The 21,120-nt window shown below is 62.4% G+C and carries 19 protein-coding genes and 1 tRNA gene; 15 read left to right on the forward strand and 5 right to left on the reverse strand.

Features of this window, described 5'->3' with window-relative positions; all coding sequences use genetic code 11:
• Nucleotides 1–112 precede the first annotated feature (112 nt).
• The 12 genes from AC2FMM_RS11660 to cls all read left to right on the forward strand — a co-directional run bounded on the left by AC2FMM_RS11660 (nt 113) and on the right by cls (nt 11,803).
• Nucleotides 113–1,189 (forward strand): AI-2E family transporter, encoded by a 1,077-nt coding sequence (locus AC2FMM_RS11660; protein WP_496796632.1) that lies wholly within the window; start codon nt 113–115, stop codon nt 1,187–1,189.
• A 141-nt stretch (nt 1,190–1,330) separates the two neighbouring features.
• Nucleotides 1,331–2,308 carry an AAA family ATPase gene (locus AC2FMM_RS11665; protein ID WP_496796633.1) on the forward strand — a complete coding sequence of 326 codons (978 nt, stop codon included), beginning with the start codon at nt 1,331–1,333 and terminating at the stop codon, nt 2,306–2,308.
• 20 nt (nt 2,309–2,328) lie between these two features.
• The gene (locus AC2FMM_RS11670; protein ID WP_496796634.1) at nt 2,329–3,276 is read left to right on the forward strand and encodes a DUF58 domain-containing protein; all 948 of its coding nucleotides are present in this window, start codon (nt 2,329–2,331) and stop codon (nt 3,274–3,276) included.
• Complete coding sequence (locus tag AC2FMM_RS11675; protein WP_496796635.1) at nt 3,273–3,746, forward strand: DUF4381 domain-containing protein; 474 nt, start codon at nt 3,273–3,275, stop codon at nt 3,744–3,746. The genes AC2FMM_RS11670 and AC2FMM_RS11675 overlap by 4 nt, the downstream gene beginning before the upstream one ends.
• Nucleotides 3,746–4,729: a vWA domain-containing protein gene (locus AC2FMM_RS11680; protein WP_496796636.1), complete on the forward strand. Its 984-nt coding sequence runs from the start codon at nt 3,746–3,748 to the stop codon at nt 4,727–4,729. The genes AC2FMM_RS11675 and AC2FMM_RS11680 overlap by 1 nt, the downstream gene beginning before the upstream one ends.
• Nucleotides 4,726–6,228 carry a VWA domain-containing protein gene (locus AC2FMM_RS11685; protein WP_496796637.1) on the forward strand — a complete coding sequence of 501 codons (1,503 nt, stop codon included), beginning with the start codon at nt 4,726–4,728 and terminating at the stop codon, nt 6,226–6,228. Before AC2FMM_RS11680 ends, AC2FMM_RS11685 begins: the two co-directional genes overlap by 4 nt.
• On the forward strand, nt 6,147–7,451 hold the full coding sequence (locus AC2FMM_RS11690) for a hypothetical protein (protein ID WP_496796638.1): 1,305 nt from the start codon (nt 6,147–6,149) through the stop codon (nt 7,449–7,451). The genes AC2FMM_RS11685 and AC2FMM_RS11690 overlap by 82 nt, the downstream gene beginning before the upstream one ends.
• A gap of 257 nt (nt 7,452–7,708) precedes the next feature.
• On the forward strand, nt 7,709–9,319 hold the full coding sequence (locus tag AC2FMM_RS11695) for an arylsulfatase (RefSeq protein WP_496796639.1): 1,611 nt from the start codon (nt 7,709–7,711) through the stop codon (nt 9,317–9,319).
• A 75-nt stretch (nt 9,320–9,394) separates the two neighbouring features.
• Nucleotides 9,395–9,538: a hypothetical protein gene (locus AC2FMM_RS11700; RefSeq protein WP_496796640.1), complete on the forward strand. Its 144-nt coding sequence runs from the start codon at nt 9,395–9,397 to the stop codon at nt 9,536–9,538.
• 27 nt (nt 9,539–9,565) lie between these two features.
• A complete protein-coding gene (locus tag AC2FMM_RS11705; protein ID WP_496796641.1) occupies nt 9,566–10,015 on the forward strand; it encodes a haloacid dehalogenase-like hydrolase in 450 nt (149 codons plus the stop codon).
• A 153-nt stretch (nt 10,016–10,168) separates the two neighbouring features.
• Complete coding sequence (locus tag AC2FMM_RS11710) at nt 10,169–10,315, forward strand: hypothetical protein (RefSeq protein ID WP_496689024.1); 147 nt, start codon at nt 10,169–10,171, stop codon at nt 10,313–10,315.
• A 75-nt stretch (nt 10,316–10,390) separates the two neighbouring features.
• Nucleotides 10,391–11,803, forward strand: coding sequence for a cardiolipin synthase (gene cls, locus AC2FMM_RS11715; protein WP_496712014.1), 1,413 nt, complete (start codon nt 10,391–10,393; stop codon nt 11,801–11,803).
• Here the strand turns inward: cls and AC2FMM_RS11720 are convergent.
• On the reverse strand, nt 11,800–12,234 hold the full coding sequence (locus AC2FMM_RS11720) for a potassium channel family protein (protein ID WP_496678258.1): 435 nt from the start codon (nt 12,232–12,234) through the stop codon (nt 11,800–11,802). The two genes, cls and AC2FMM_RS11720, sit on opposite strands and share 4 nt — an antisense overlap.
• Nucleotides 12,235–12,397: 163 nt before the next feature.
• Between AC2FMM_RS11720 and AC2FMM_RS11725 the strand changes: the two genes are divergently transcribed.
• Genes AC2FMM_RS11725 through AC2FMM_RS11735 form a run of 3 tightly spaced genes read left to right on the forward strand, consistent with a single transcriptional unit; the run spans nt 12,398 to nt 16,483 of the window.
• Nucleotides 12,398–13,045, forward strand: a complete 648-nt coding sequence (locus AC2FMM_RS11725) for an ABC transporter ATP-binding protein (protein WP_496796666.1) — start codon at nt 12,398–12,400, stop codon at nt 13,043–13,045.
• Nucleotides 13,042–15,447, forward strand: a complete 2,406-nt coding sequence (locus AC2FMM_RS11730; protein ID WP_496796642.1) for an ABC transporter permease — start codon at nt 13,042–13,044, stop codon at nt 15,445–15,447. Before AC2FMM_RS11725 ends, AC2FMM_RS11730 begins: the two co-directional genes overlap by 4 nt.
• Entirely contained in the window at nt 15,437–16,483 is a 1,047-nt protein-coding gene (locus AC2FMM_RS11735; RefSeq protein ID WP_496796643.1) for a lipocalin-like domain-containing protein, read from the forward strand. Before AC2FMM_RS11730 ends, AC2FMM_RS11735 begins: the two co-directional genes overlap by 11 nt.
• Here the strand turns inward: AC2FMM_RS11735 and AC2FMM_RS11740 are convergent.
• The 4 genes from AC2FMM_RS11740 to AC2FMM_RS11755 form a co-directional block, all read right to left on the reverse strand.
• Nucleotides 16,480–16,911, reverse strand: a complete 432-nt coding sequence (locus AC2FMM_RS11740; RefSeq protein WP_496678252.1) for a universal stress protein — start codon at nt 16,909–16,911, stop codon at nt 16,480–16,482. The two genes, AC2FMM_RS11735 and AC2FMM_RS11740, sit on opposite strands and share 4 nt — an antisense overlap.
• A complete protein-coding gene (locus tag AC2FMM_RS11745) occupies nt 16,908–19,517 on the reverse strand; it encodes a TRAP transporter permease (RefSeq protein WP_496712009.1) in 2,610 nt (869 codons plus the stop codon). Before AC2FMM_RS11745 ends, AC2FMM_RS11740 begins: the two co-directional genes overlap by 4 nt.
• Before the next feature lie 113 nt (nt 19,518–19,630).
• Nucleotides 19,631–20,599 carry a TAXI family TRAP transporter solute-binding subunit gene (locus AC2FMM_RS11750; protein WP_496678249.1) on the reverse strand — a complete coding sequence of 323 codons (969 nt, stop codon included), beginning with the start codon at nt 20,597–20,599 and terminating at the stop codon, nt 19,631–19,633.
• A gap of 425 nt (nt 20,600–21,024) precedes the next feature.
• Nucleotides 21,025–21,110 (reverse strand) — tRNA-Leu (locus tag AC2FMM_RS11755).
• Nucleotides 21,111–21,120: the final 10 nt, after the last annotated feature.

Consider the following 21,120-nt stretch of genomic DNA (forward strand, 5'->3'; position numbering starts at 1 on the left):
AGAATTTTCCGAATAACTGTCTGGCCCGATTGCACAAAGCCTGCCGTCCGTGCAGGATCGCCATTGGACAATACCGTTGCACCCAGCTCGCGCTGGAACAGCCGAGGCCCGAATGACGAAATCCGCTCCGCCGACCCGCACACCGCTGAGGTTGAGTGTCGTTCGCGACGTCACCATCGTGCTGACCCTAGTGGTGCTGGGGCTTTACGCAGGTGCAAGTTTTCTGGTTCCGCTGACCATGGCGCTGTTGATCAACGTGCTGATCATAGCGCTCAGCGACCGTGTGATCGCTCTGACCCGCGCGCCGGTGTGGTTGGCAAATCTGGCTGCCGTCACGGTGGTTCTGGCCGGCCTGTTCATGATCACCTACATCCTGGGCAGTCAGGCCACGCAGTTCGCACGGACCGCGGGCGACTACGAAAACCAGCTCGACGGCGTTATCAACCGCGTGACCGGCCTGGTCGGGAACGATGTGACCGCCTTTGTGCGCGACAATCTGATCAGCATCGACATGGCCTCGGTCGCGCGGGTTCTGCTGGGCAGCGCCACCTCGATGCTGAACCAGTTTTTCCTGATCAGCCTGTATGTCGCCTTCCTGATGGCCGAGCGGCTGGCCTTCCGCAAAAAGCTGAAGATCGCGGCCGGAAATCCCGTCACCGGGGGCGACCTTTCCACGGTTCTGGATGCGATAACCTTCAGTCTGCAGCGCTATGTCGGGGTCAAGACCTTCATCAGCCTTGTCACGGCCGGGATCAGCTATGCCATCTTTCGGGCTCTGGGGCTGGAATACGCGGAAACCTGGGCCGTTCTGACCTTTGCGCTGAACTTCATCCCGTCGATCGGCTCGATCATCGCGGTTGTTTTTCCGGCGATGATCGCCCTGGTTCAGTTCGAAACGCTCGGCCCCTTCCTGGTGATCGTTTTCGGGTGCGGCACGATCCAATTCCTGATCGGCAACTTCCTGGATCCGGCCCTGCTGGGCCGTTCGCTGAACATGTCAACCTTTCTGGTGATTCTGGCGCTGACCTTCTGGACCACGGTCTGGGGTCTGATCGGCGCGTTCCTCAGCGTTCCGCTGACTGTTTGCATCCTGATCATCTTCAGCCACATTCCGGCCCTGCGCCCCGTCGCCGTTTTGATGTCGTTGGACGGGCGCCTGGCCGAGGACGTCAAATCGCCGCGTGCCTGACTTCGGTTGAACACCCTGAAATCAGGGGTGGATCGGCCATGAATGCGCTGCTAGCCTCCAAATATTGCAATGGCTTGGCCGAATGATCCACCGGGTCCGGCGCAAAGTGTTTGGATGACCGTTTGTGATGATTGGACCGCCATGACACCGCTTGACCAAATCAACGATCTCAAAGCCCGGATGGCCCGATCGATCATCGGACAGACACAGGTCATCGACCGCCTTCTGATCGGCCTGCTGGCCAACGGGAACCTGCTGATCGAAGGTTTGCCCGGCCTCGCTAAAACTCGTGCAGTAAAGGCGATGGCCCGCAATCTTGATGCCGAATTCAGCCGCATTCAGTTCACGCCCGACCTGCTGCCGTCCGACGTCACAGGGACCGAGGTCTATACCCAGACCGAAGCGGGCGGCACCTTCCGGTTCGAGCCCGGCCCGATCTTCGCAAATATCGTCCTGGCGGACGAGATCAACCGCGCTCCGGCCAAGGTTCAGGCCGCGCTGCTCGAGGCGATGGAGGAACGGCAGGTCACCGTGTCCGGCACCACCCACAAGATGGAGCCGCTGTTCATCGTGATGGCCACCCAGAACCCGATCGAGCAGGAAGGCACCTATCCGCTGCCCGAGGCGCAGATGGACCGGTTCCTGATGCATGTTCAGATCACCTACCCCCCGGTCGAGGACGAGGTGCTGGTGATCCGTCTGGTGCGCGGCGAGGACACCGCCGCCAATTCCGGGACCACTGCCGAGAAACCGTCACCAATCCCGCAAGATGCCGTTTTTGCCGCCCGGCAGCAGATCGGGCAAATCCATGTCTCGGATGCGATGGATCGGTACATGGCCGATCTTGTTCAGGCGACCCGGACGCCGTCCGCGCTCAGCGATGACCTCGCCGCGTGGATCGAGATCGGCGCCAGTCCGCGGGCATCGCTGGCGCTGGACAAGTGCGGCCGGGCCCATGCCTGGATGAACGGGCGCGATTATGTCGACCCGGCCGACATCCGTGCCATTGCCCATGACGTGTTCCGCCACCGTATCACGCTGAGTTTCGAAGCGCAGGGCGACGCCAAGACCGCCGATGACGTGATCGACGAGATCCAGAAGCTCGTCGCCCTGCCCTGATCGTAACAAAGGAGAGCCGCGTGTCCCCGACCGCAGCGACATCCCGCGACCCACGCATCCACGTCGATGCCCGCCACCTGCTGAGCCTCGGCGGGCGCACCGGCGCGCTCAGCCTTCTGCCCCGGCAGCCGGCCCGTTCGGTGCTGAACGGCCGCCATGCCTCACGCCTGCGCGGGCGCGGCCTGAATTTCGAGGAACTGCGCACCTATCTGCCCGGAGACGACATCCGCACGATCGACTGGAAAGTGACGGCCCGAACGGGCGAGCCACATGTGCGCGTCTACACCGAAGAGCGTGACCGCCCGGCTCTGCTGCTGGTGGATCAGCGGGTTTCGATGTTCTTCGGCACAAAAGTCTACATGAAATCGGTAGTGGCGGCCGAGGCCGCGGCCATCGCCGCCCATCGGGTTTTGGCACAGGGCGACCGCGTCGGCGGTATCGTGTTCGGTGATACCGACCTGGCCGAACATCGACCGCAGCGCCGCCCGGCGGCTTTGCGGCAGTTTCTGTCCTCGCTCGGCGCACTCAATTGCAGCCTGAATGCCGGGCTGCGCCCACAGACCACGGTCTCGCTGAACCAGGTGCTGCAACAGGCTGCGCGCATCGCACATACCAATGCCTTGGTCTGTGTGTTCTCGGACTTTGACGGCCTGACCGACGGGTCCGAACGGCTACTGCGCCGCCTGGCCCATTCCAATGACCTGATCCTGTTCGACATTTCCGACCCGATCTCGCGCCACATGCCGCCCGAGCTGCGGCTGACGGTCTCGGACGGCAACCAGCAGATCGAACTGGACGCGTCTGACAGACAAATGTCGGACCGCGTGACAAGGGCGATGGAGCAGAGGTTGGCACAGCTGCAATCCTGGTCGCGCCGATACGGGTTTCCGATCGTCCCGCTGACCACGGCCGAGCCCGCATTGGCCCAGATACTCCGGCTGTTCGGCCACCAAGGGGGACGGTCATGACCCCGGACACCGAAGGCAAATCGCTGGTCGAACTGCTGGACATGCTGAAACCGGCGCCCGAGCCGGCTCCGATTTCCATGGTACCGCAGACCTGGGGCTGGGTTGTTCTGACGGTGGCGCTGTTGCTCGTGGTTGGTCTGATCCTCGTGACGATCTGGCGGCACCGGCGGGCAAATGCCTATCGGCGGCTTGCGCTGAAGGAATTGGACCGGTGTCAGAATGACCCGGCCAAAGCCGCCGAGATCGTTCGCCGTGCCGCCCTTGCCGCCTTTCCCCGGTCTCAGGTGGCCGGTTTGACCGGTGAAAACTGGACGAATTTTTTGGGCCAAACCGCTGACCTATCAGGATTTTCCGCCTCTGCCCTCGGCAATCTGGCAGCCGCCCCCTACCGCAAGGGGATCTCAGACCCGAATGCCGCTGAACTGGCGCGGTACTGGATCAAGTCGCATCGGTCCAAGGGGGCGGCGTGATGTTCAGTTTCGCCGCGCCTTGGGTTTTTCTTCTGCTGCCACTGCCGGCACTGGTCTATTTCCTTGCTCCGCCGCACCGGCAACGGGTCGATGCCATTCGCATCCCGTTCTTTCGCCACGTCGCCCAGGCTGCCGGGGCCGAGCCGCAGTCTGGCTCGGTAACCCTGAGACGCACGCGGATGCAATCCGGGCTGGTGATCCTGATATGGGTGCTGCTGGTTCTGGCAATGGCCCGGCCCGAAAGGTTGGGCGACCCGATCGTCGTCGAAAAATCCGCCCGCGACGTGGTGCTGGCGGTGGACATCTCGGGTTCGATGGACCAGCGCGATTTCAGGGCAGAAGACGGCACGCCCAAGCAGCGGCTGGAGGCCGTAAAGGACGTTCTGCGTGCCTTCATCGCCGGGCGCAACGGCGACCGGATGGCGCTGATCATCTTCGGCACCCGCGCATTCGTTCAGGCTCCGTTCACCGAGGATTTGCAAAGCCTCAACGGTTTTCTGGACCAGACCGCTGTCGGCATGGCGGGTCCGAACACGGCGCTGGGCGATGCGATCGGGCTGGGCATCCGCACCTTCGAGTCGAGCGAGGTGGACCAACGCCTGATGATCGTATTGTCGGACGGTGCCGACACCTCAAGCCGCATGACGCCGGTCAATGCCTCGTCGATTGCGGCGGACAAGGGTGTCGTGATCTATACGATCGGCGTCGGCGACCCGGCTGCCAGGGGCGAAGACCGGGTCGATCTGGACGCGCTGAAGGACATCGCCAACAAAACCCAAGGCCAGTATTTCTTTGCCGATGATGAGGCCGCCCTGACAGAGGTCTACCAGCAGATCGACGCCCAGAACCCCCGCGTGGTGGAAACCCAAAGCTACCGCCCGAGGATCAGCCTTGCACACTATCCGCTGGCGGCGGCGCTGCTCTTCATCCTCGCCAGCACCTTGGGCTTGAGTCTCACACTGGGCCAGAGGCGCGCGGCATGATCGACGCTCTGGCCCAGTTTCATTTCCTGCGCCCCTACTGGTTGCTGCTGTTGCTGCCGATCGCTGCCTTCTGGTGGCTGACCCGGCCACGCAGATCCGGCAGCTCGGAACTGCCTGCGGGCATCGCGCGCCACCTGGCGCAGGTACTGCGTCTGGGTGCCGAGGATCAACGGCGGGTCGGTCCGCTGGACCTCGCAATGCTCGCCGCCAGTCTTCTGACCCTTGCCGTGGCAGGGCCGACATGGTCACGGGCGCCGAACCCTCTGATTGCGGACACCGCGCCGCTGGTGATCGCGCTCAAAGTCACCGACAGCATGGAGTCGGCCGACCTCGCGCCGTCAAGGCTGGACCGTGCCAAGTTGAAGATTACCGATCTGATCAACACCCGCGCAGGTGCGCCCACCGCCCTGATCGCCTATGCCGGATCCGCACACCGGGTCGCGCCGCTGACCGAAGACGCCAACATCCTGCGCCCCTTGCTCGAAGGGTTGACCCCGGCGGTCATGCCGGTCGCGGGCGATGCCGCCGGTGACGCGCTGACGCTGGCGCAGGACATTCTGGGCGATCAGATGGGCACAAGTGCGGTTCTCTTTGTACTCGACGATGTCGATCCGCAGCAGGTTTCCGCATTGGGACAATCTGATATCCCATTGTTTTTCCTGACGATGCTTCCGAATGGTCGCCAGATTCCGCAACTGGACGGCCTGCGCAATGCCTCGATCGTTCCGTTCTCGGGCGATGACCGCGACATCATCCGACTGAACCGCGGTATCACCAGCAGTTTTTCCGCGGCCTTGGGCGAGGACGATCGCGTTGACTGGCAGGACCGCGCTTGGATTTTGGCCTGGCCCGTCGCCTTGATCGCACTGCTGTGGTTCAGACGTGGCTGGGTCATTCGCTGGGGATTTGTGGCATTGCTGTTTCTGCCGCCGACCGGCGCGCGCGCAGACGCTTGGCGGGACTGGTTCCTGACCCCGGACCAGCAAGGCCAGATCGCCATGAACCGGAAGGACTACGCCGCGGCCAGCACGCTGTTTCAGGATCCGTATCACCGAGGCTACGCCCAGTTGAAAGCCGGGCAATATGCGGAAGCGTCTGAGACCTTTACCCAGCTTTCCACGCCCGAAGCGGCGTTTGCCGAAGGCATGGCCCGCATCCGAAATCGACAGTATCGTCCGGCCATCGCGGCCTTTGAAACCGCGCTGGAGCGCCGCCCGGATTGGCCAGAGGCCGCGTACAACCTGGCCGTCGCCAAAGCCATTCTGGCCGAGGTCGAATCCACCCGTGAGCAATCCGACACCGGCGAAGCGTCGGGCATCGGGGCTGACGACATAGTGTTCGACAACGAAGCCGGTCTGGGCGCGGACACCACGCAACCGGCCGAGACCGGGGACGCCGCGACCCTGTCGGCCGACCAGTGGATCAGTGCCATCGACACCGACATGCAGGACTTCCTGCGCAGCCGGTTTGTTCTAGAAAATCAGGAGCGATCCCAATGAGGTACCTTGCGCTCTTGATAATGCTTCTATGCCCCGCTCAGGTTTTGGCGCAAGCAACAGACTTCCAGCCCCGCGTCACGATCGAAGTGCCTCCGGATCCGACAATCGTCGGCCAACCCGCCATCGTTCGCCTGAAGGTGCTGGTGCCGACCTACATGCCAAATCCACCGGTCTTTCCATCGCTTGAACAGGAAAACCTTCTGGTGCGCTTGCCCGATCGCGCTTCGGGGCCGGTCAGCGAGAGCGTTGAGGGCGAAACATGGTCTGGGGTTCAGCGCAGCTATCGGCTGTATCCGTTCGCCCCCGGTACGTATGAATTTGCAGCGGCCGCGGTGCAGGTGACCTATGCCGATCCCGAAACCAACGATCCGGTTCAGGTCTCGGTTCCCCTGCCCGCCGTTCGCCTGACAGTCGAGGTTCCTGACGCAGCCCGAGGACTGGATCCCCTGATAATCGCTGACAGGTTCGAACTGTCTCAGGAGATTGAGGGCGATACCAGCCTTCAAACCGGAGACGCACTGACCCGCACCATCACGGCCAAAATCACCGGAACGACCCCGATCATGATCCCGCCTTTGTTGCCCGAGATCGAGGACCCGTTGTTGCGAGCCTATCCCAATGAACCCCGATTGTCGGAAACCGAAGACCGGGGCGTCCTGTCCGGCCAACGTACCGACCGCGTGACGTATGTGGCCCAGGACGGCGGACAGACCCAATTGCCTGCTGTCGAGATCGATTGGTTCAACCTCAAGACCAACAAGATCGAAACTGCGCGCGCCGATCCCGTCGACCTCGTTCTTGCGCCGCCGCCGTGGCAACCTCCGGACCGGGAAACGGTGATACGTCTGATCGGCTATTTCACCATTGGGGCCGCAATATTATGGCTTGTTTTCCGCAAACTATATCCGGTTTTCAATGTACATTTGGAAGCCGCCAGACAAAGCAGGCTGGCCTCGGCCGCGCATGCGTTTTCGGAACTCAAAAAAGCTGTGCGCCAACAAGACATCGCCCGCGTTTATCAGACGTTGGAAGACTGGAAACGGCGGCTGGCCGACCCACCAGACACTGCTGAATTCGAGGCTTCTCTGGCCGAAATCGGAGCGTCCAGATATGGAAGAGGTAATCTCCAACCGGAAAACTGGCGCAAGGTCCGCGATTGTCTTGATCGTATCGCCCGCCCGCGGCGTCACTCTCAATCCGGCTTGCCTCAGCTCAATCCCTGACGCGGTTGCCACCCTCTTACCCTACGTCAACCTCATTGGAGCCGAATCCTTGGGAACTATCTTCCAACATAAGTATTTTTGGATTGGTCTTTGTGATAGTTTTCAATTGCCTAGAGGGGCTTGTCTTGATTCCCCTTTTTGCCGAACCGCCTGACCTGGAAAGGGCGTGTTGAATTATTGACGGATCGGGGGGCGCATTTTCCCCCTTTTGACTTTCCTGCAAGGCCGTTTTTGCCTGACCACATAAGGAGAAAAAGATGTCATCACAGGGAAATTTAACGCATTTATGGCGCAGAGGGTTGCGGCGACTGGCCGTGGCCACGGTGTCCCTCGCGCTGGCCGCACCGGCTTGGGCACAGGATCAGAAACCGAACATTCTGGTCATCTGGGGCGACGACATCGGTCAGTCGAACATCTCGGCCTATACCATGGGTATGATGGGGTATCGCACGCCGAATATTGACCGGGTTGCGAATGAAGGCATGATCTTCACTGATTATTATGGCGAGCAATCCTGTACCGCAGGCCGGTCGTCCTACATCATGGGTCAGTCAGTGTTCCGCACAGGGCTGTCGAAGGTCGGCCTGCCGGGTGCGGATCTTGGTATGCAGGTCGAAGATCCGACCATTGCTGGTCTGTTGAAGGACCACGGCTATGCCACCGGTCAATTCGGCAAGAACCACTTGGGTGACAAAGATGAACATCTTCCGACAAACCACGGATTTGACGAGTTTTTCGGCAACCTGTACCACCTGAACGCGGAAGAGGAGCCCGAGAACGAAGATTATCCGGGCGATGCGGTTCTACCCGATGGCCGGACCTTCCGCGAAGCCTTTGGCCCGCGTGGCGTCATAAAGTCCAAGGCCGACGGAACCATCGAAGATACCGGACCGCTGACCAAGAAGCGGATGGAAACCGTGGATGACGAAACCGTGGCTGCGGCGATCGACTTCATCAAGCGTGCCCACGAACAGGGCCAGCCCTTCTATGTCTGGTGGAACGGAACGCGCATGCACTTCCGCACTCACGTCAAAGACGAGATGCGCCAGCAGGCCAATGACATGACCGGTCGTGTGATGGACGAATACTCGGCCGGCATGATCGAACATGACATTCATGTGGGCCAGCTGCTCGACCTGCTTGACGAGTTGGGCATCGCAGACAACACGATCGTCCACTACTCGACGGACAACGGACCGCACTACAACACCTGGCCTGATGCCGCGTCCACGCCCTTCTGGGGTGAAAAGAACACCAACTGGGAAGGCGGCTGGCGCGTACCCTCGATGGTGCGTTGGCCCGGCAAGATCGAACCCGGCTCGGTCACCAACGAGATCGTGCATCACATGGACTGGCTGCCCACCTACCTGGCGGCGGCCGGAGATCCCGAGATCAAGGAAAAACTGAAGCAGGGCTACAGTTCGCCGGCCATGGGTCGCGACTATAAGGTACATCTGGACGGCTACAACATCCTGCCGCTGTTGACCGGTGAAACCACCCAAAGCCCGCGCAAGGAAATCTTCTATTTCTCGGATGACGGCGACCTGACCGCCCTGCGCTACGGCGACTGGAAGTTGATCTTTCTGGAGCAGAAGGCCTGGGCCACCCTGCGCGCCTGGATGGAACCCTGGACCGAACTGCGGGTGCCGATCATCGTGAACCTGCGGCGCGATCCCTATGAGCGCGGATACCGGACCTCGAACACCTATTATGACTGGATGATCGACCGCGTGTATCTGCTGGTGCCGGCTCAGCAATATGTGGCGAATTTCCTGGCGACCTTCCGGGAGTTCCCGCCGCGGCAGGAAGCAGCTAGCTTCAGCTTGGACCAGGTGATCGAGACGATGCTGACGCCGACCAACAACTGATAAAGGTCGGTTCTACTCTCGAGGGTCGCCGGCCTGAGCGGCGACCCTCATTATTTTGCAATAAAAGGATATTTCGTGTTTCGACAGCTTGTTTCATTCGCCCTTCTTGCGCTGCCGGCAGGGCTTGCGGCCGACCCCTTGCTCAGTTGGACCGATAGCCCCAGCAAAGAGCGGATCATCGCCTTCGTCGATACGGTGACTACGCCGGGCACCAAGTAATACGTCATCCCCGCCGACCGTGTGGCCGTGTTAGACAATGACAGTACGCTGTGGGCAGAACAGCCCGTCTATTTCCAGTTAATCTATGTCATGGATAAACTGGCTGAGAAGGCGCACGACGACCCGTCGATTCTGAGCACGCCGACGTTGGAAGCCGCCGCCAGGGGCGACGCCGAGACCGCATTGAGGGGCGGAGAGGACGCCCTGATCGAAGTCGTCAGCGCCACGCATTCGGGCCTTAGCGTCGAGGCGTTCCTGGCAGCCGTCGCCGAATGGTTCCAGACCGGGCGCCATCCCCAAACGGGGCTGGCTTATGACCAGATGACCTATCAGCCCATGGTCGAGCTGCTCAGAGACCTGCGCGACGAAGGGTTCACGACCTATATCGTCTCGGGTGGCGGGGTACATTTCATGCGCGTCTTTACCCAGGATGCCTACGGGATACCCCCCAACCAGGTTCTGGGAACTAATGCCTAACGCGTTTACGAACTGGTGGATGGCGCGCCCACGATCATGAAGACGCCCGCGCTGGCGTTCATCGACGACAACGAGGGCAAGCCCATCAACACCGAGCGCACGATTGGCAAACGCCCCATCATGGCTGTCGGAAACTCGTAAGGTGATTTCGCAATGCTCGAATGGACCACCGCCGGCGACGGGCCGCGGATGGGGGTTCTGATCCACCACACCGACGCCGAACGGGAATGGGCATATGACCGCGACAGCCACATCGGGCGCCTTGTCGACGGTCTGGACAAAGGCCCGGAAATGGGCTGAGTTATCGTGGACATGGCCAAGGACTGGTCCCGGGTTTTCACCGGATCGAACTGAAGCGCGGAAGGGTTGCCCCCAATGTGGACATTCATCGCCTCGCTATCGGTCTTTGCCGTCTATTGCGTCGCGGTGTTTTTCTCGGTGCGGGCGGCGCAGACGGCGCGCACGCCGCAAGGGGCCGTCGGGTGGGCGGTGTTTCTGCTTTCGGCGCCCTTTCTGGCGGTTCCGCTGTACCTGTTTCTCGGCCATCACCGGTTTCGCGGTTATCACATCGCACGCAAGGAAAGCGAACGCGTGGTCGAAGGCATTCGCGCCTTTTCCGACGCCGCCAAACCCGACCCCACCGGCCTTTCGATCAACCCCAGGCCGTTCGAGGCCCTAGCCCACCTGCCCGTCTGCCGTGGCAACAGCATGGACCTGCTGGTAGATGGCCAGGCGACGTTTGAGGCGATCTTCGCCGCGATCGATCGGGCGCAAAAATACGTTCTGATCCAGTTCTATATCGTGCGCGACGATGCGCTTGGGATCGAACTTCAGGAAAAGCTGATCGACGCGGCCAGCCGTGGCGTGCATGTACGCTTCATGACCGACGCGGTCGGCAGCTATGGCCTGCCATCGGCCTATCTGGAAGAGCTGCGCCGGGCCGGTGTGGACGTAGCCGACCCACGGGACCAGCGCGGACCGAATTTCAGGTTCCAGCTGAATTACCGCAATCACCGCAAGACCGTGATCGTCGATGGCGAGATCGGATTCATCGGCGGCCACAATGTCGGCATCGAATACCTTGGCCAGGATCCCGAATTCGGCCGCTGGCGCGACACCCACATCCGGATGACTGGCCATATCGTGCGCCAGTTGCAGTTGATCTTCACCGAGGACTGGCACTGGGCCCGCGGCGAAGACCTGATCGATCTGCTGGACTGGGCCGGCAGCGAATCCGACCGGAACATGAACGCGCTGCTGGTGGCGACCGGTCCCGGCGACGACACGGAAACCGGGGCGATGATGTTCTTCGCCGCGATTGCCGCGGCGACCGACCGCGTGTGGATTGCCTCGCCCTATTTCGTGCCCGACATCGACATCATGTCCGCGCTGAAGAATGCCGCCCTGCGGGGCGTGGACGTGCGCATCCTGTTGCCCGACGCGATCGACCATCGTCTGCCCTGGCTGGCGGCCTTCGCCTATTTCGACGAGATTCGCGACTGCGGCGTGCGCGTCCTGCGCTATACCGACGGGTTCATGCATCAAAAGGCCTTCGTGGTCGATGACACGCTGGCAGCCGTCGGAACCACAAATCTCGACAACCGCTCGTTCCGGCTGAACTTCGAGGCGATGGCCCTGTTCTTCGACAAACGCGCGGCCGAGGCCGTGGCCGACATGCTCCGCACCGATTTCGAGAACAGCTATGAGTTGACGCGCCGGCTGATCCAACAGCCGCCGCATATCCGCCATGGGGCCCCGCTGGCCCGCCTGTTCGCCCCTATCCTCTAGGGGTTCACGTGTTCTTCGAACATCCGGGTCATCAACGCGACGAGAAAGGCCGTGGACAGGCCAAAGGCCAGCAGCCCGGTCACGGATGCAAAAGCGCCGAAGATGCGTAACCCCTCCCCCAGAACGATGTCGCCGTAGCCCAGCGTGGTGAAGGTCACCAACGAAAAATACAGCGCCGAGTTCCAGTCGGGCAACACGTCACCCAGAACCCAGACCACCGCCCAGATCCAGACCTGAACCGTGTGCGCCGCGACGATCACACCCAGGGAAAAGGCGATGGGTCCGGCGGTACGCAGGATGCGGCTGCGGCTCTGCCAGTTCTGGTCCAGCCGGCGCAGCACCAAAACGCACCAGGTCAGCAACCCGATCTCGATCAGGAAACACAGCCCCAGATAGAAGCTGCCCCAAAGGATCTGTTGCAGCAATGTCATGTCTCACTCCGGCAATTGTCCAACCCCGAACTCGAAGAATGACGGCATCAAGCGCCCGGCACAAGGGACGTCCACGTGCGGCGAAATGAAAGCGTGGAGTTCGGGCACTGGACACCGGCGCCGCGTGCCGCACATTCTGGGGTGGAGTATGACAGGCCCTGACATGTTGCTGGAGTTTCACGATATCCACAAAACCTATCCCGGCGGGCGCCCGGTTCTGAACGGTGTTTCGCTGTCGCTGGATCATGGGCAGACCCTCGCCCTGACCGGCGAAAGCGGCAGCGGCAAGAGCACGCTGCTGAACCTCGCGGCCACCCTAGACCGGTTCGACAGCGGTGAAATCCTTCTGGATGGCACCGCCTTGTCACGGCTCGGCGACGCCGACCGCGCGGCGCTGCGCCGGACGCATGTGGCGCTGGTGTTCCAGCAGTTCAACCTGATCCCGTCGCTGACAGTCGCGCAGAACCTGTCGTTCCATGCGCGGCTGGCAGCCCGGCACGATCCCGAGTGGGAGGCGCATCTGATCCGGCGGTTGGGGCTGTCCGATCTGACCGAGCGTTATCCTGAAGGCCTCTCGGGCGGACAGCAGCAACGGGTGGCCATCGGGCGCGCCCTGGCGGTTCGGCCTCGGCTGCTGCTGGCTGATGAGCCCACCGGCAACCTGGACGAAACCGCCAGCGCCGCGGTGCTGGATCTGATGCTGGCGCTGGTTGCGGAAACCGGCGCCGCGTTGCTGCTCGTCACGCATTCCCAGGCCATCGCGGCTCGCTTGGACAGGCAGGCCCATCTGACCAACGGCCGTATCGCATGATCGGCACCGCCCTACAGGCGCTGTGGTCGCATTGGCGCTGGCACCGGGTGCAATTGGCTACCCTGCTGACCGGTATCGCCTTGGCGACCGGGTTGTGGTCGGCCGTTCAGGCCATCAATGCCGAGGCGCGCGCCAGCTATGACCGGGCCAATACGCAACTGGGGCTGGGGCAACTGGACGAGTTGATCCATCCCTCGGGGCGCATCCCGTTGGAAACCTACGTCGGGCTGCGCCGTTCGGGCTGGCAGGTCGCCGCGGTTCTGGACGGCCGGATCGACACAGGCGGACGATCCGTGCGCCTCATGGGGGTCGACATGGTCTCCTACCCGGCCCTGCCTGCGCTGACTGATCCGCAGGGGAACCCACCCGCCCCCGAAGCCGTACTGACCACACCCGGTCGGCTGTTTGCTACACCCGATCTGGCCGCGCAGCTTTCGGAGCGGCGGGATTTGCCTCCGATCCTGACCAGCACGGCGCTGCCGCCGGATCTAGTACTGACGGATATCGGCACCGCCGAAGCCATTCTGGGTCAGTCAGGCATTCTGACGCGCCTAGTGGTGCTGCCCGACCAGCCCCGCGCGCGCCCGTTGCTGGATCAGGTTGCGCCCGACCTGCGCCGCCGGGGCCCGGACAGCCGAGTCGACACGGCGCGCCTGACCGACAGTTTTCACCTGAACCTCTCGGCCTTCGGGCTGTTGTCCTTTGCGGTGGGGCTGTTCATCGTTCATGGCACGGTCGGGCTGGCCTTCGCGCAGCGGCGCGGTATGGTTCGGACCTTGCGCGCGCTTGGAGTGCCGCTGGCTACACTGTCGCGGCTGATGTTGGCCGAGCTGGTCGTAATTGCCCTGATCGGCGGAACGCTGGGTCTGATTCTGGGGCATCTGCTGGCTGGCGCGTTGTTGCCCGACGTGGCCGCCACCCTGCGCGGTCTTTACGGCGCACCGGTCCAGGGGCAGTTACACCTGCGGCCGGAATGGGCCGCCGCCGGGCTGGCGATGGCCGTGGGCGGCACGATTCTGGCCAGCGGACAGGCGTTGTGGCGGCTGGCCAAACTGCCTCTGCTGGCCGCACCCGGCGTACAGGCGTGGCGCGGCGGAACCGGCCACCGCGCCAGCGCCTTGACCGGGCTGATTGTCTGTGCGGCAGGAATTGCCGCGTATTCCCTGTTCGACGGGCTGGTGGCGGGCTTTGTCCTGTTGGGCGGCATCCTGACCGGCAGCGCGCTGCTGCTGCCGATACTTGTGTCGACCGCCCTGCGCGTCTTTGGCCGGCGCGCAAGAAAGCCGGTGGCGCAATGGGTCTGGGCGGACATGCAGACGCAGTTGCCGGGGCTGTCTCTGGCGTTGATGGCGTTGCTGCTGGCGCTGGCGGCGAATATCGGCGTGGGCACGATGGTATCCAGCTTTCGGCTGACCTTCCTTGGCTGGCTCGATCAGCGGTTGGTGTCGGAACTGTACGTGACGGCCGAGGACTCGGATCAAGGCCGGCAGATCCAGGCCTGGCTTGAGCCGCGCGCCGAGGCGGTTCTGCCGATCCGCAACGTCGAGCTGTCCCATGAAACTGGGCCGTTGTTCCTGTATGGCATCGTCGATCACCCGACCTATCGCGAACACTGGCCGCTGGTCGCCGGCGACCCCGATGTCTGGGACACGCTGTTTCAAGGCGGGGGTATTCTGATCAACGAACAACTGGCCCGCCGCGCCGATCTGTGGCCCGGCAACCGCTTGCCCCTTGCGCCCGGCAAGACATTGACGATTACGGGGGTCTATTCCGACTATGGCAATCCGACTGGGCAGGCCATTGTGGCCATGGACCTGTTCGATCAGATCGCGCCCGAGGCCGAAAACCGCCGGTTCGGCGTACGGATCGACGCGACTCAGGCTGCCCCTCTGGCCGATACCTTGCGCGCGCGGTTCGACCTGGGCCCGGGTGCCGTGGTGCCGCAAGCGACCGTCAAGGCGCAGTCGCGTGCGATCTTCGAAAAGACGTTCGTCGTGACCTCGGCGTTGAACGTGCTGACACTGGGCGTCGCCGGATTCGCCATATTCACCAGCCTGCTGACACTGTGGACACAGCGTTTGCCGCAGATCGCTCCGGTCTGGGCGCTTGGGCTGACCCGGCCTCGGCTGGCGGCATTGGAACTGTTGCGCAGCGTGCTGCTGGCCGCCCTGACCGCCTGCCTTGCCTTGCCCTTGGGGCTGGTGCTTGCCTGGATCCTGCTGTCGGTCATCAACGTTCAGGCGTTTGGCTGGCGTCTGCCCATGTTCCTGTTTCCCTGGGCCTGGGTGCAGCTTTTCGTACTGACGGCCATCGCCGCCCTGCTGGCCGCCGCCCTGCCCGCGTGGCGATTGCGCCGCGTTCCACCTGCCGACCTGCTGAGGGTTTTTGCCAATGAACGTTAAGGCGCTTGTCTTTCTGCTGCTGGCCCCTTTTGCGGCATCTGCCCAAGGCTTTGCCGGTCTGGGCAGCAGCGCCGAAGGCTTTGAAATCCCGCAGCCGGGCTATCGCTTCGACTTCCCGGCCGATCACGGCCCGCACCCGACCTTCCGCATCGAATGGTGGTACCTGACCGCCAACCTGACCGGCGCGGACGGGCAGGAGTATGGCATCCAGTGGACCCTGTTCCGTTCGGCGCTGCGGCCATTCGAGGAGAGCGGCTGGCAGAGTCCACAGCTGTGGATGGGTCATGCCGGCCTGACGACACCGGACACCCACTTCTTTGCCGAACGCCTGGCGCGTGGCGGCATCGGGCAGGCCGGGTTCACAGCCAACCCGTTCGAGGCCTGGATCGACGAATGGCACATGCGCGGCGACACCATCGACGCGTTGACCCTGCGCGCCAACGGGGCCGATTTCGGCTATGACCTGACCCTAGCGGCGGAAGGCCCCCTGGTGTTCCATGGCGACGGTGGGTATTCGGTCAAATCCGGTGAGGGGCAAGCCAGCTATTACTATTCGCAACCCAGATACGCGGTTTCAGGGATACTGCACCTGCCCGACCGCGATGTGCAAGTCACCGGCGAAGGCTGGCTGGATCGCGAGTGGTCCTCGCAACCGCTGGCTGCTGATCAGTCCGGGTGGGACTGGTTCTCGCTGACATTCGACACGGGCGACAAGATGATGGCCTTTCGGCTGCGCGGCGGGCGGGGCGATTTCACGGCCGCGACCTGGATCGATGCCGAAGGCACCAGCCAGTCCCTGCCCGATGGTCAGATCCGGTTCACGCCCGTGCAGACCAGTTTGGTGGACGGGCGCGACATCCCGACCGAATGGGCGATATCGCTACCGGCCAAGGGGGTCGATATTCGCGTCAACGCCCTGAACTCCGGCGCCTGGATGGGCACCCGATTTGCCTATTGGGAGGGGCCGGTCACCGTGTCAGGCAGCCACGTCGGGCGCGGCTACCTTGAAATGACGGGGTATGGATCGCCGCCCTAGCGGACGACGTAGACCGAAACATCCGAATGCCGCACGACCCGCGCGGCGTTCGGCCCCAGCAGGTAGTCCTTGAAATCCGGCTTGTGCGCACCGATCACGATCAAATCGCTGCCGGCGCTTTCGGCGGTTTTTAGAATCTCTTGATAGGCCGTGCCGGTGGCCACCACATGCCGGATCGAGGCATTGCGCTCGGCGCCCAGCACATCCTCGCACAGGGCGACCAACTGGTCATGGGCCTCTTGCGTGGCTTTTTCGTGGAAATCCGGCTTGAAGAATCCTGACACCCAGCTTTCACCGAAATCCGGTAATACGGTCACCACGTCCAGTTGCGCTCCGTCCAGATCGGCAAGTTTGACCGCTTCTTTCAGGACCGGGGCGTCGATCTTGCCGTTGCTGATGTCTACGGCGCACAGAACCGATTTGCTCATGCGGGTACCTCTTGTCTGGCGGCACGGCCGCGTTGCAGGAAGGCGATCAACCCCAGCAGCAACATGGCCGGGATGTAGATCAGCTGTTTAGGCGGCTGGCTGACAGGCAGATCGGCGGATGCGATGCGCACCGGCTCGTCGCCGTAATAGTCGAAATTGGCCAGACTGTCAGCAATGGGCGCGCCGAACATCGGTTCGTCCATCTTAACCAGTCCGTCCTCTTCGATCAGCAGAAAACCCATTGCCTCGACCCGCGCCGCGCCATCGGCTTCGGACCCGACGGTGACGACGACCGTGGTCTCGGTCGAGTTGCCGGTGTCGAAATCCGGCCCGCTGACCACCACCCGCACCTCCGTGCCGGGCTCCGCCTCGCCCACGGCCTGCACGAACCCGGCCGGCTCGACCTCGAGATGCGAGGGCGAGATTCGATCCATGAAGAAATCCGGGCGGAACAGCGCGAAGGCGATCGCGATCAGGGCGACGCTTTCATAAATGCGATTGTGGGTCAGGAAATATCCCATCGTGCCGGCTGTGAACACGAGGATGGCAATCGTGGCGAATACGGCCACTATGATCCCTTCGACCCAGGTGACGTCGATCAGCAGCAGGTCGGTGTTGAAGATGAACACGAAAGGCAGCGCAACGGTGCGCAGGCTGTAAAAGAAGGCGATGAACCCGGTCCTGATCGCGTCGCCCCCCGACACGGCGGCCGCGGCAAAGCTGGCCAAGCCCACGGGCGGCGTCACGTCGGCCATGATACCGAAGTAGAACACGAACAGATGCACGGCGATCAACGGCACGATTAGGCCGCTTTGCGCGCCCAGTTCCACCACAACGCCCGCCATCAGCGAGCTGACGACGATATAGTTCGCGGTGGTCGGCAGCCCCATACCCAGGATCAGGCTCAGCAGCCCGACCATGACCAACATCAGGATCAGGTTGCCGCCGGACAGGAACTCGACCAGATCGGCCATCACCTGCCCCACGCCAGTCAGGGTCACGGTGCCGACGATCACGCCCGCGGTGGCCGTGGCCAGCGCGATACCGATCATGTTGCGCGCACCGTCGATCAGGCCCTGCCACAGATCGGCGACCCCATCGACAAAGGCATTCGCCAGATCGCTTTGCCCGCGGAAAATCGCCTTTAGCGGTTTCTGTGTCAGCAGGATCACGAACAGCAGCGCCGTCGCCCAGAAGGCCGACAGACCCGGCGATTTCTGTTCGATCATCAGGAAATACACCAGAACGACGATCGGCAGGAGGTAATGCAGGCCGGCCTTGTAGATCTCGGAGATCACCGGCAGCTTCACTTCGGTCGCGTTCGGGTCGTCGGGCTCAAGGTCAGGCACCTGCGCGGCCAGATAGACCAAGGCCACATAGATCGCGCATACGATCAGGCTGAGGATCAGCCCCGCGCTGGACGGCGCCCAAGCGGTGACCGCTTCGACCGGGTATTGCGAGCCATAACACAGCCCCGCAAACACCAGGAAGAACATCAGCATCCCCACGACCGTGCGCGCCAGATGTACGTCGCGATCGCCCAGGGTGGGCATGTTTCGCTTCACGGCCTCGAGATGCACGATATAGACCAGCGCGATGTAAGAAATCGCCGCCGGCAGGAAGGCGTGAGTGATCACCTCGACATACGAGATGCCCACGTATTCCACCATCAGGAAGGCGGCCGCCCCCATGACGGGCGGCATGATCTGGCCGTTGACCGAACTGGCAACCTCGACCGAGCCGGCCTGTTCGCTAGAAAACCCCACGCGTTTCATCAGCGGGATGGTAAAGGTGCCAGTGGTGACGACGTTGGCGATGGACGAGCCTGAAATCAGGCCGGTTGCGGCCGAGCCGACGACGGCGGCTTTGGCCGGCCCTCCGCGCAGGTGGCCCAACGCGCCAAACGCCATCTTGATGAAGTAGTTCCCCGCCCCGGCCTTGTCCAGCAGCGCGCCGAACAGAACGAACAGGAACACGAATTTGGTCGAAACACCCAAGGCGATGCCGAACACGCCCTCGGACGTGATCCACATGTGACTCATGGCTTTTTTGAGGCTGGCACCTTTCCAGCGGATCACTTCGGGAACCCATTCGGACGAGCCGAAGAACACATAGGCCAAGAATATCGTCGCGATGATCGCCATTGCCGGGCCGAGCGCACGTCGCGCGGCCTCGAACAGCAGCAGCAGACCACCCAGGGCGACCCATTTGTCCACGTCGTCAGCCAGGCCGCCGGCATTCACGATCTTGTCGTAGAAGAAATATCCATAAAGCGCCACGCCAGCGCCCAGAACGCCCATGATCCAGTCCTGGATCGGAATGTAGTTGCGCGGGCTGGATTTCAGCGCGGGATAGGCCGCAAAGGCCAGAAACAACGCGAAAGCCAGGTGGAACTGACGCGCGTTATTGACGATGCTGCCGGGCAGGATGACGTTCGACAGTGGCGAGGCCAGAATGACCTGGAAAATCGACCAGATCGCCGCGACGATGGCCAAGAACAGCCCGACGTTGCCCGCTGGATCACGCGCACCCGCATCCGAGGATGCGACCAGTTCCTGCAGTTCTTCTTCGGATAGCGGACGATTGCCCTGAGGGTCAGCGCTCATTAAAAATCTCCCGTCCCGCGGCCGGTTCTTGGCCTGCTTTGTTTTTTGTCCGGCCTCCCGCCGGCGGAAACGAGGCGCCGTTGGGCGCCTCGCGGTCTTGGGTCAAAGCCGGATTACTGGATCCAGCCCTTTTCGCGATAGTATTTCTCGGCACCCGGGTGCAGCGGAGCGGACAGGCCGTCCTTGATCATTTCCTCAGGCTTGAGGTTGGCGAAGGCCGGGTGCAGCTTTTTGAAGTCTTCGAAGTTCTCGAAGACCGAGCTGACGACGGCATAGACCGCATCTTCCGACACATCGGCCGAGGTCACGAAGGTCGCGCCCACACCAAAGGTCTGCACGTCCTCGTCGGTGCCGCGATACATGCCGCCGGGGATGGAGGCCTTGCGGTAGAACGAGTTGTCCTCGACCAGCTTGTCGACCGCCGGGCCGGTCACGTTGACCAGCACGGAGTCACATGCGGTGGTCGCTTCCTGGATCGAACCCGAGGGGTGGCCGACGGTATAGACCATCGCGTCGATCTGGTTGTCGCACAGGGCGGCCGACTGTTCGGCGGCTTTCAGCTCGGTGGCCAGTTCGAAATCATCCGTCGTCCAGCCCACCGCTTCCATCAGCACTTCCATGGTGCCGCGCTGACCGGAACCGGGGTTGCCGATGTTGACGCGCTTACCCTTCAGGTCTTCGAAGTTCTTGATGCCGGAATCGGCGCGGGCCACCACTGTGAACGGTTCAGGGTGCACCGAGAACACGGCGCGCAGGCCCTCGAACGGGCCGGCTTCTTCGAATTTCGAAGTGCCGTTATAGGCATGGTACTGCCAGTCCGACTGGGCCACACCGAACTCCAGCTCGCCTTCGCGGATGGTGTTGATGTTGTAGACCGACCCACCCGTCGATTCGACCGAGCAGCGCACGCCATGTTCCTTGCGGCCCTTGTTCACCAGACGGCAGATCGCGCCACCGGTCGGGTAGTACACGCCGGTCACGCCGCCGGTGCCGATGGTGATGAATTCTTCGGCATAGGCCGCGGGGGCCATCAGCGCGGCAGTGACGACCGCACCCAGGCTCAGCTTGCTTTTCTTGATCATTTGAGGACTCCCAAGATTTTTTGCTTTCTGACGGAAGACGGGTCAAGAACCCGGTCCGGGGATCGAGCGGATAGGGCAATCCGACGCGTCATGCAACGGATGCAACCATCTGTATTCCCAATTTCTCCCAACAGGTTCGAGGTTTGTGTCACCTTGACGCTTTGTCAAGCCTTCTGACCTTGGGGCACCCTACCCGCCGCAGATGTGACGATGGGCCGGAATAATTCCCCCCTGCCACACGACTCGGCACGCCGGCCTTTCGCGGCAAGTGGGCGCAGCAACCGCCCGTTGACCCTGCCGACCCGGCGCACCGCTATGTCACGGCCGTTCGCACCATGCCCGTCGCCACAACTGTCGTTGCAAGGAACGGCGGGCCGAACGCCGCTCTGGTCAACGCATTTTCGTGTTTTCGTGAAAATTCAGCGTGGTGCCCAAGGTGAGACTCGAACTCACACGGTATTGCTACCGGGGGATTTTGAATCCCCTGCGTCTACCATTCCGCCACTTGGGCCACGCGCATT

It is taken from the genome of Ruegeria sp. BHSC043 (assembly GCF_059612985.1).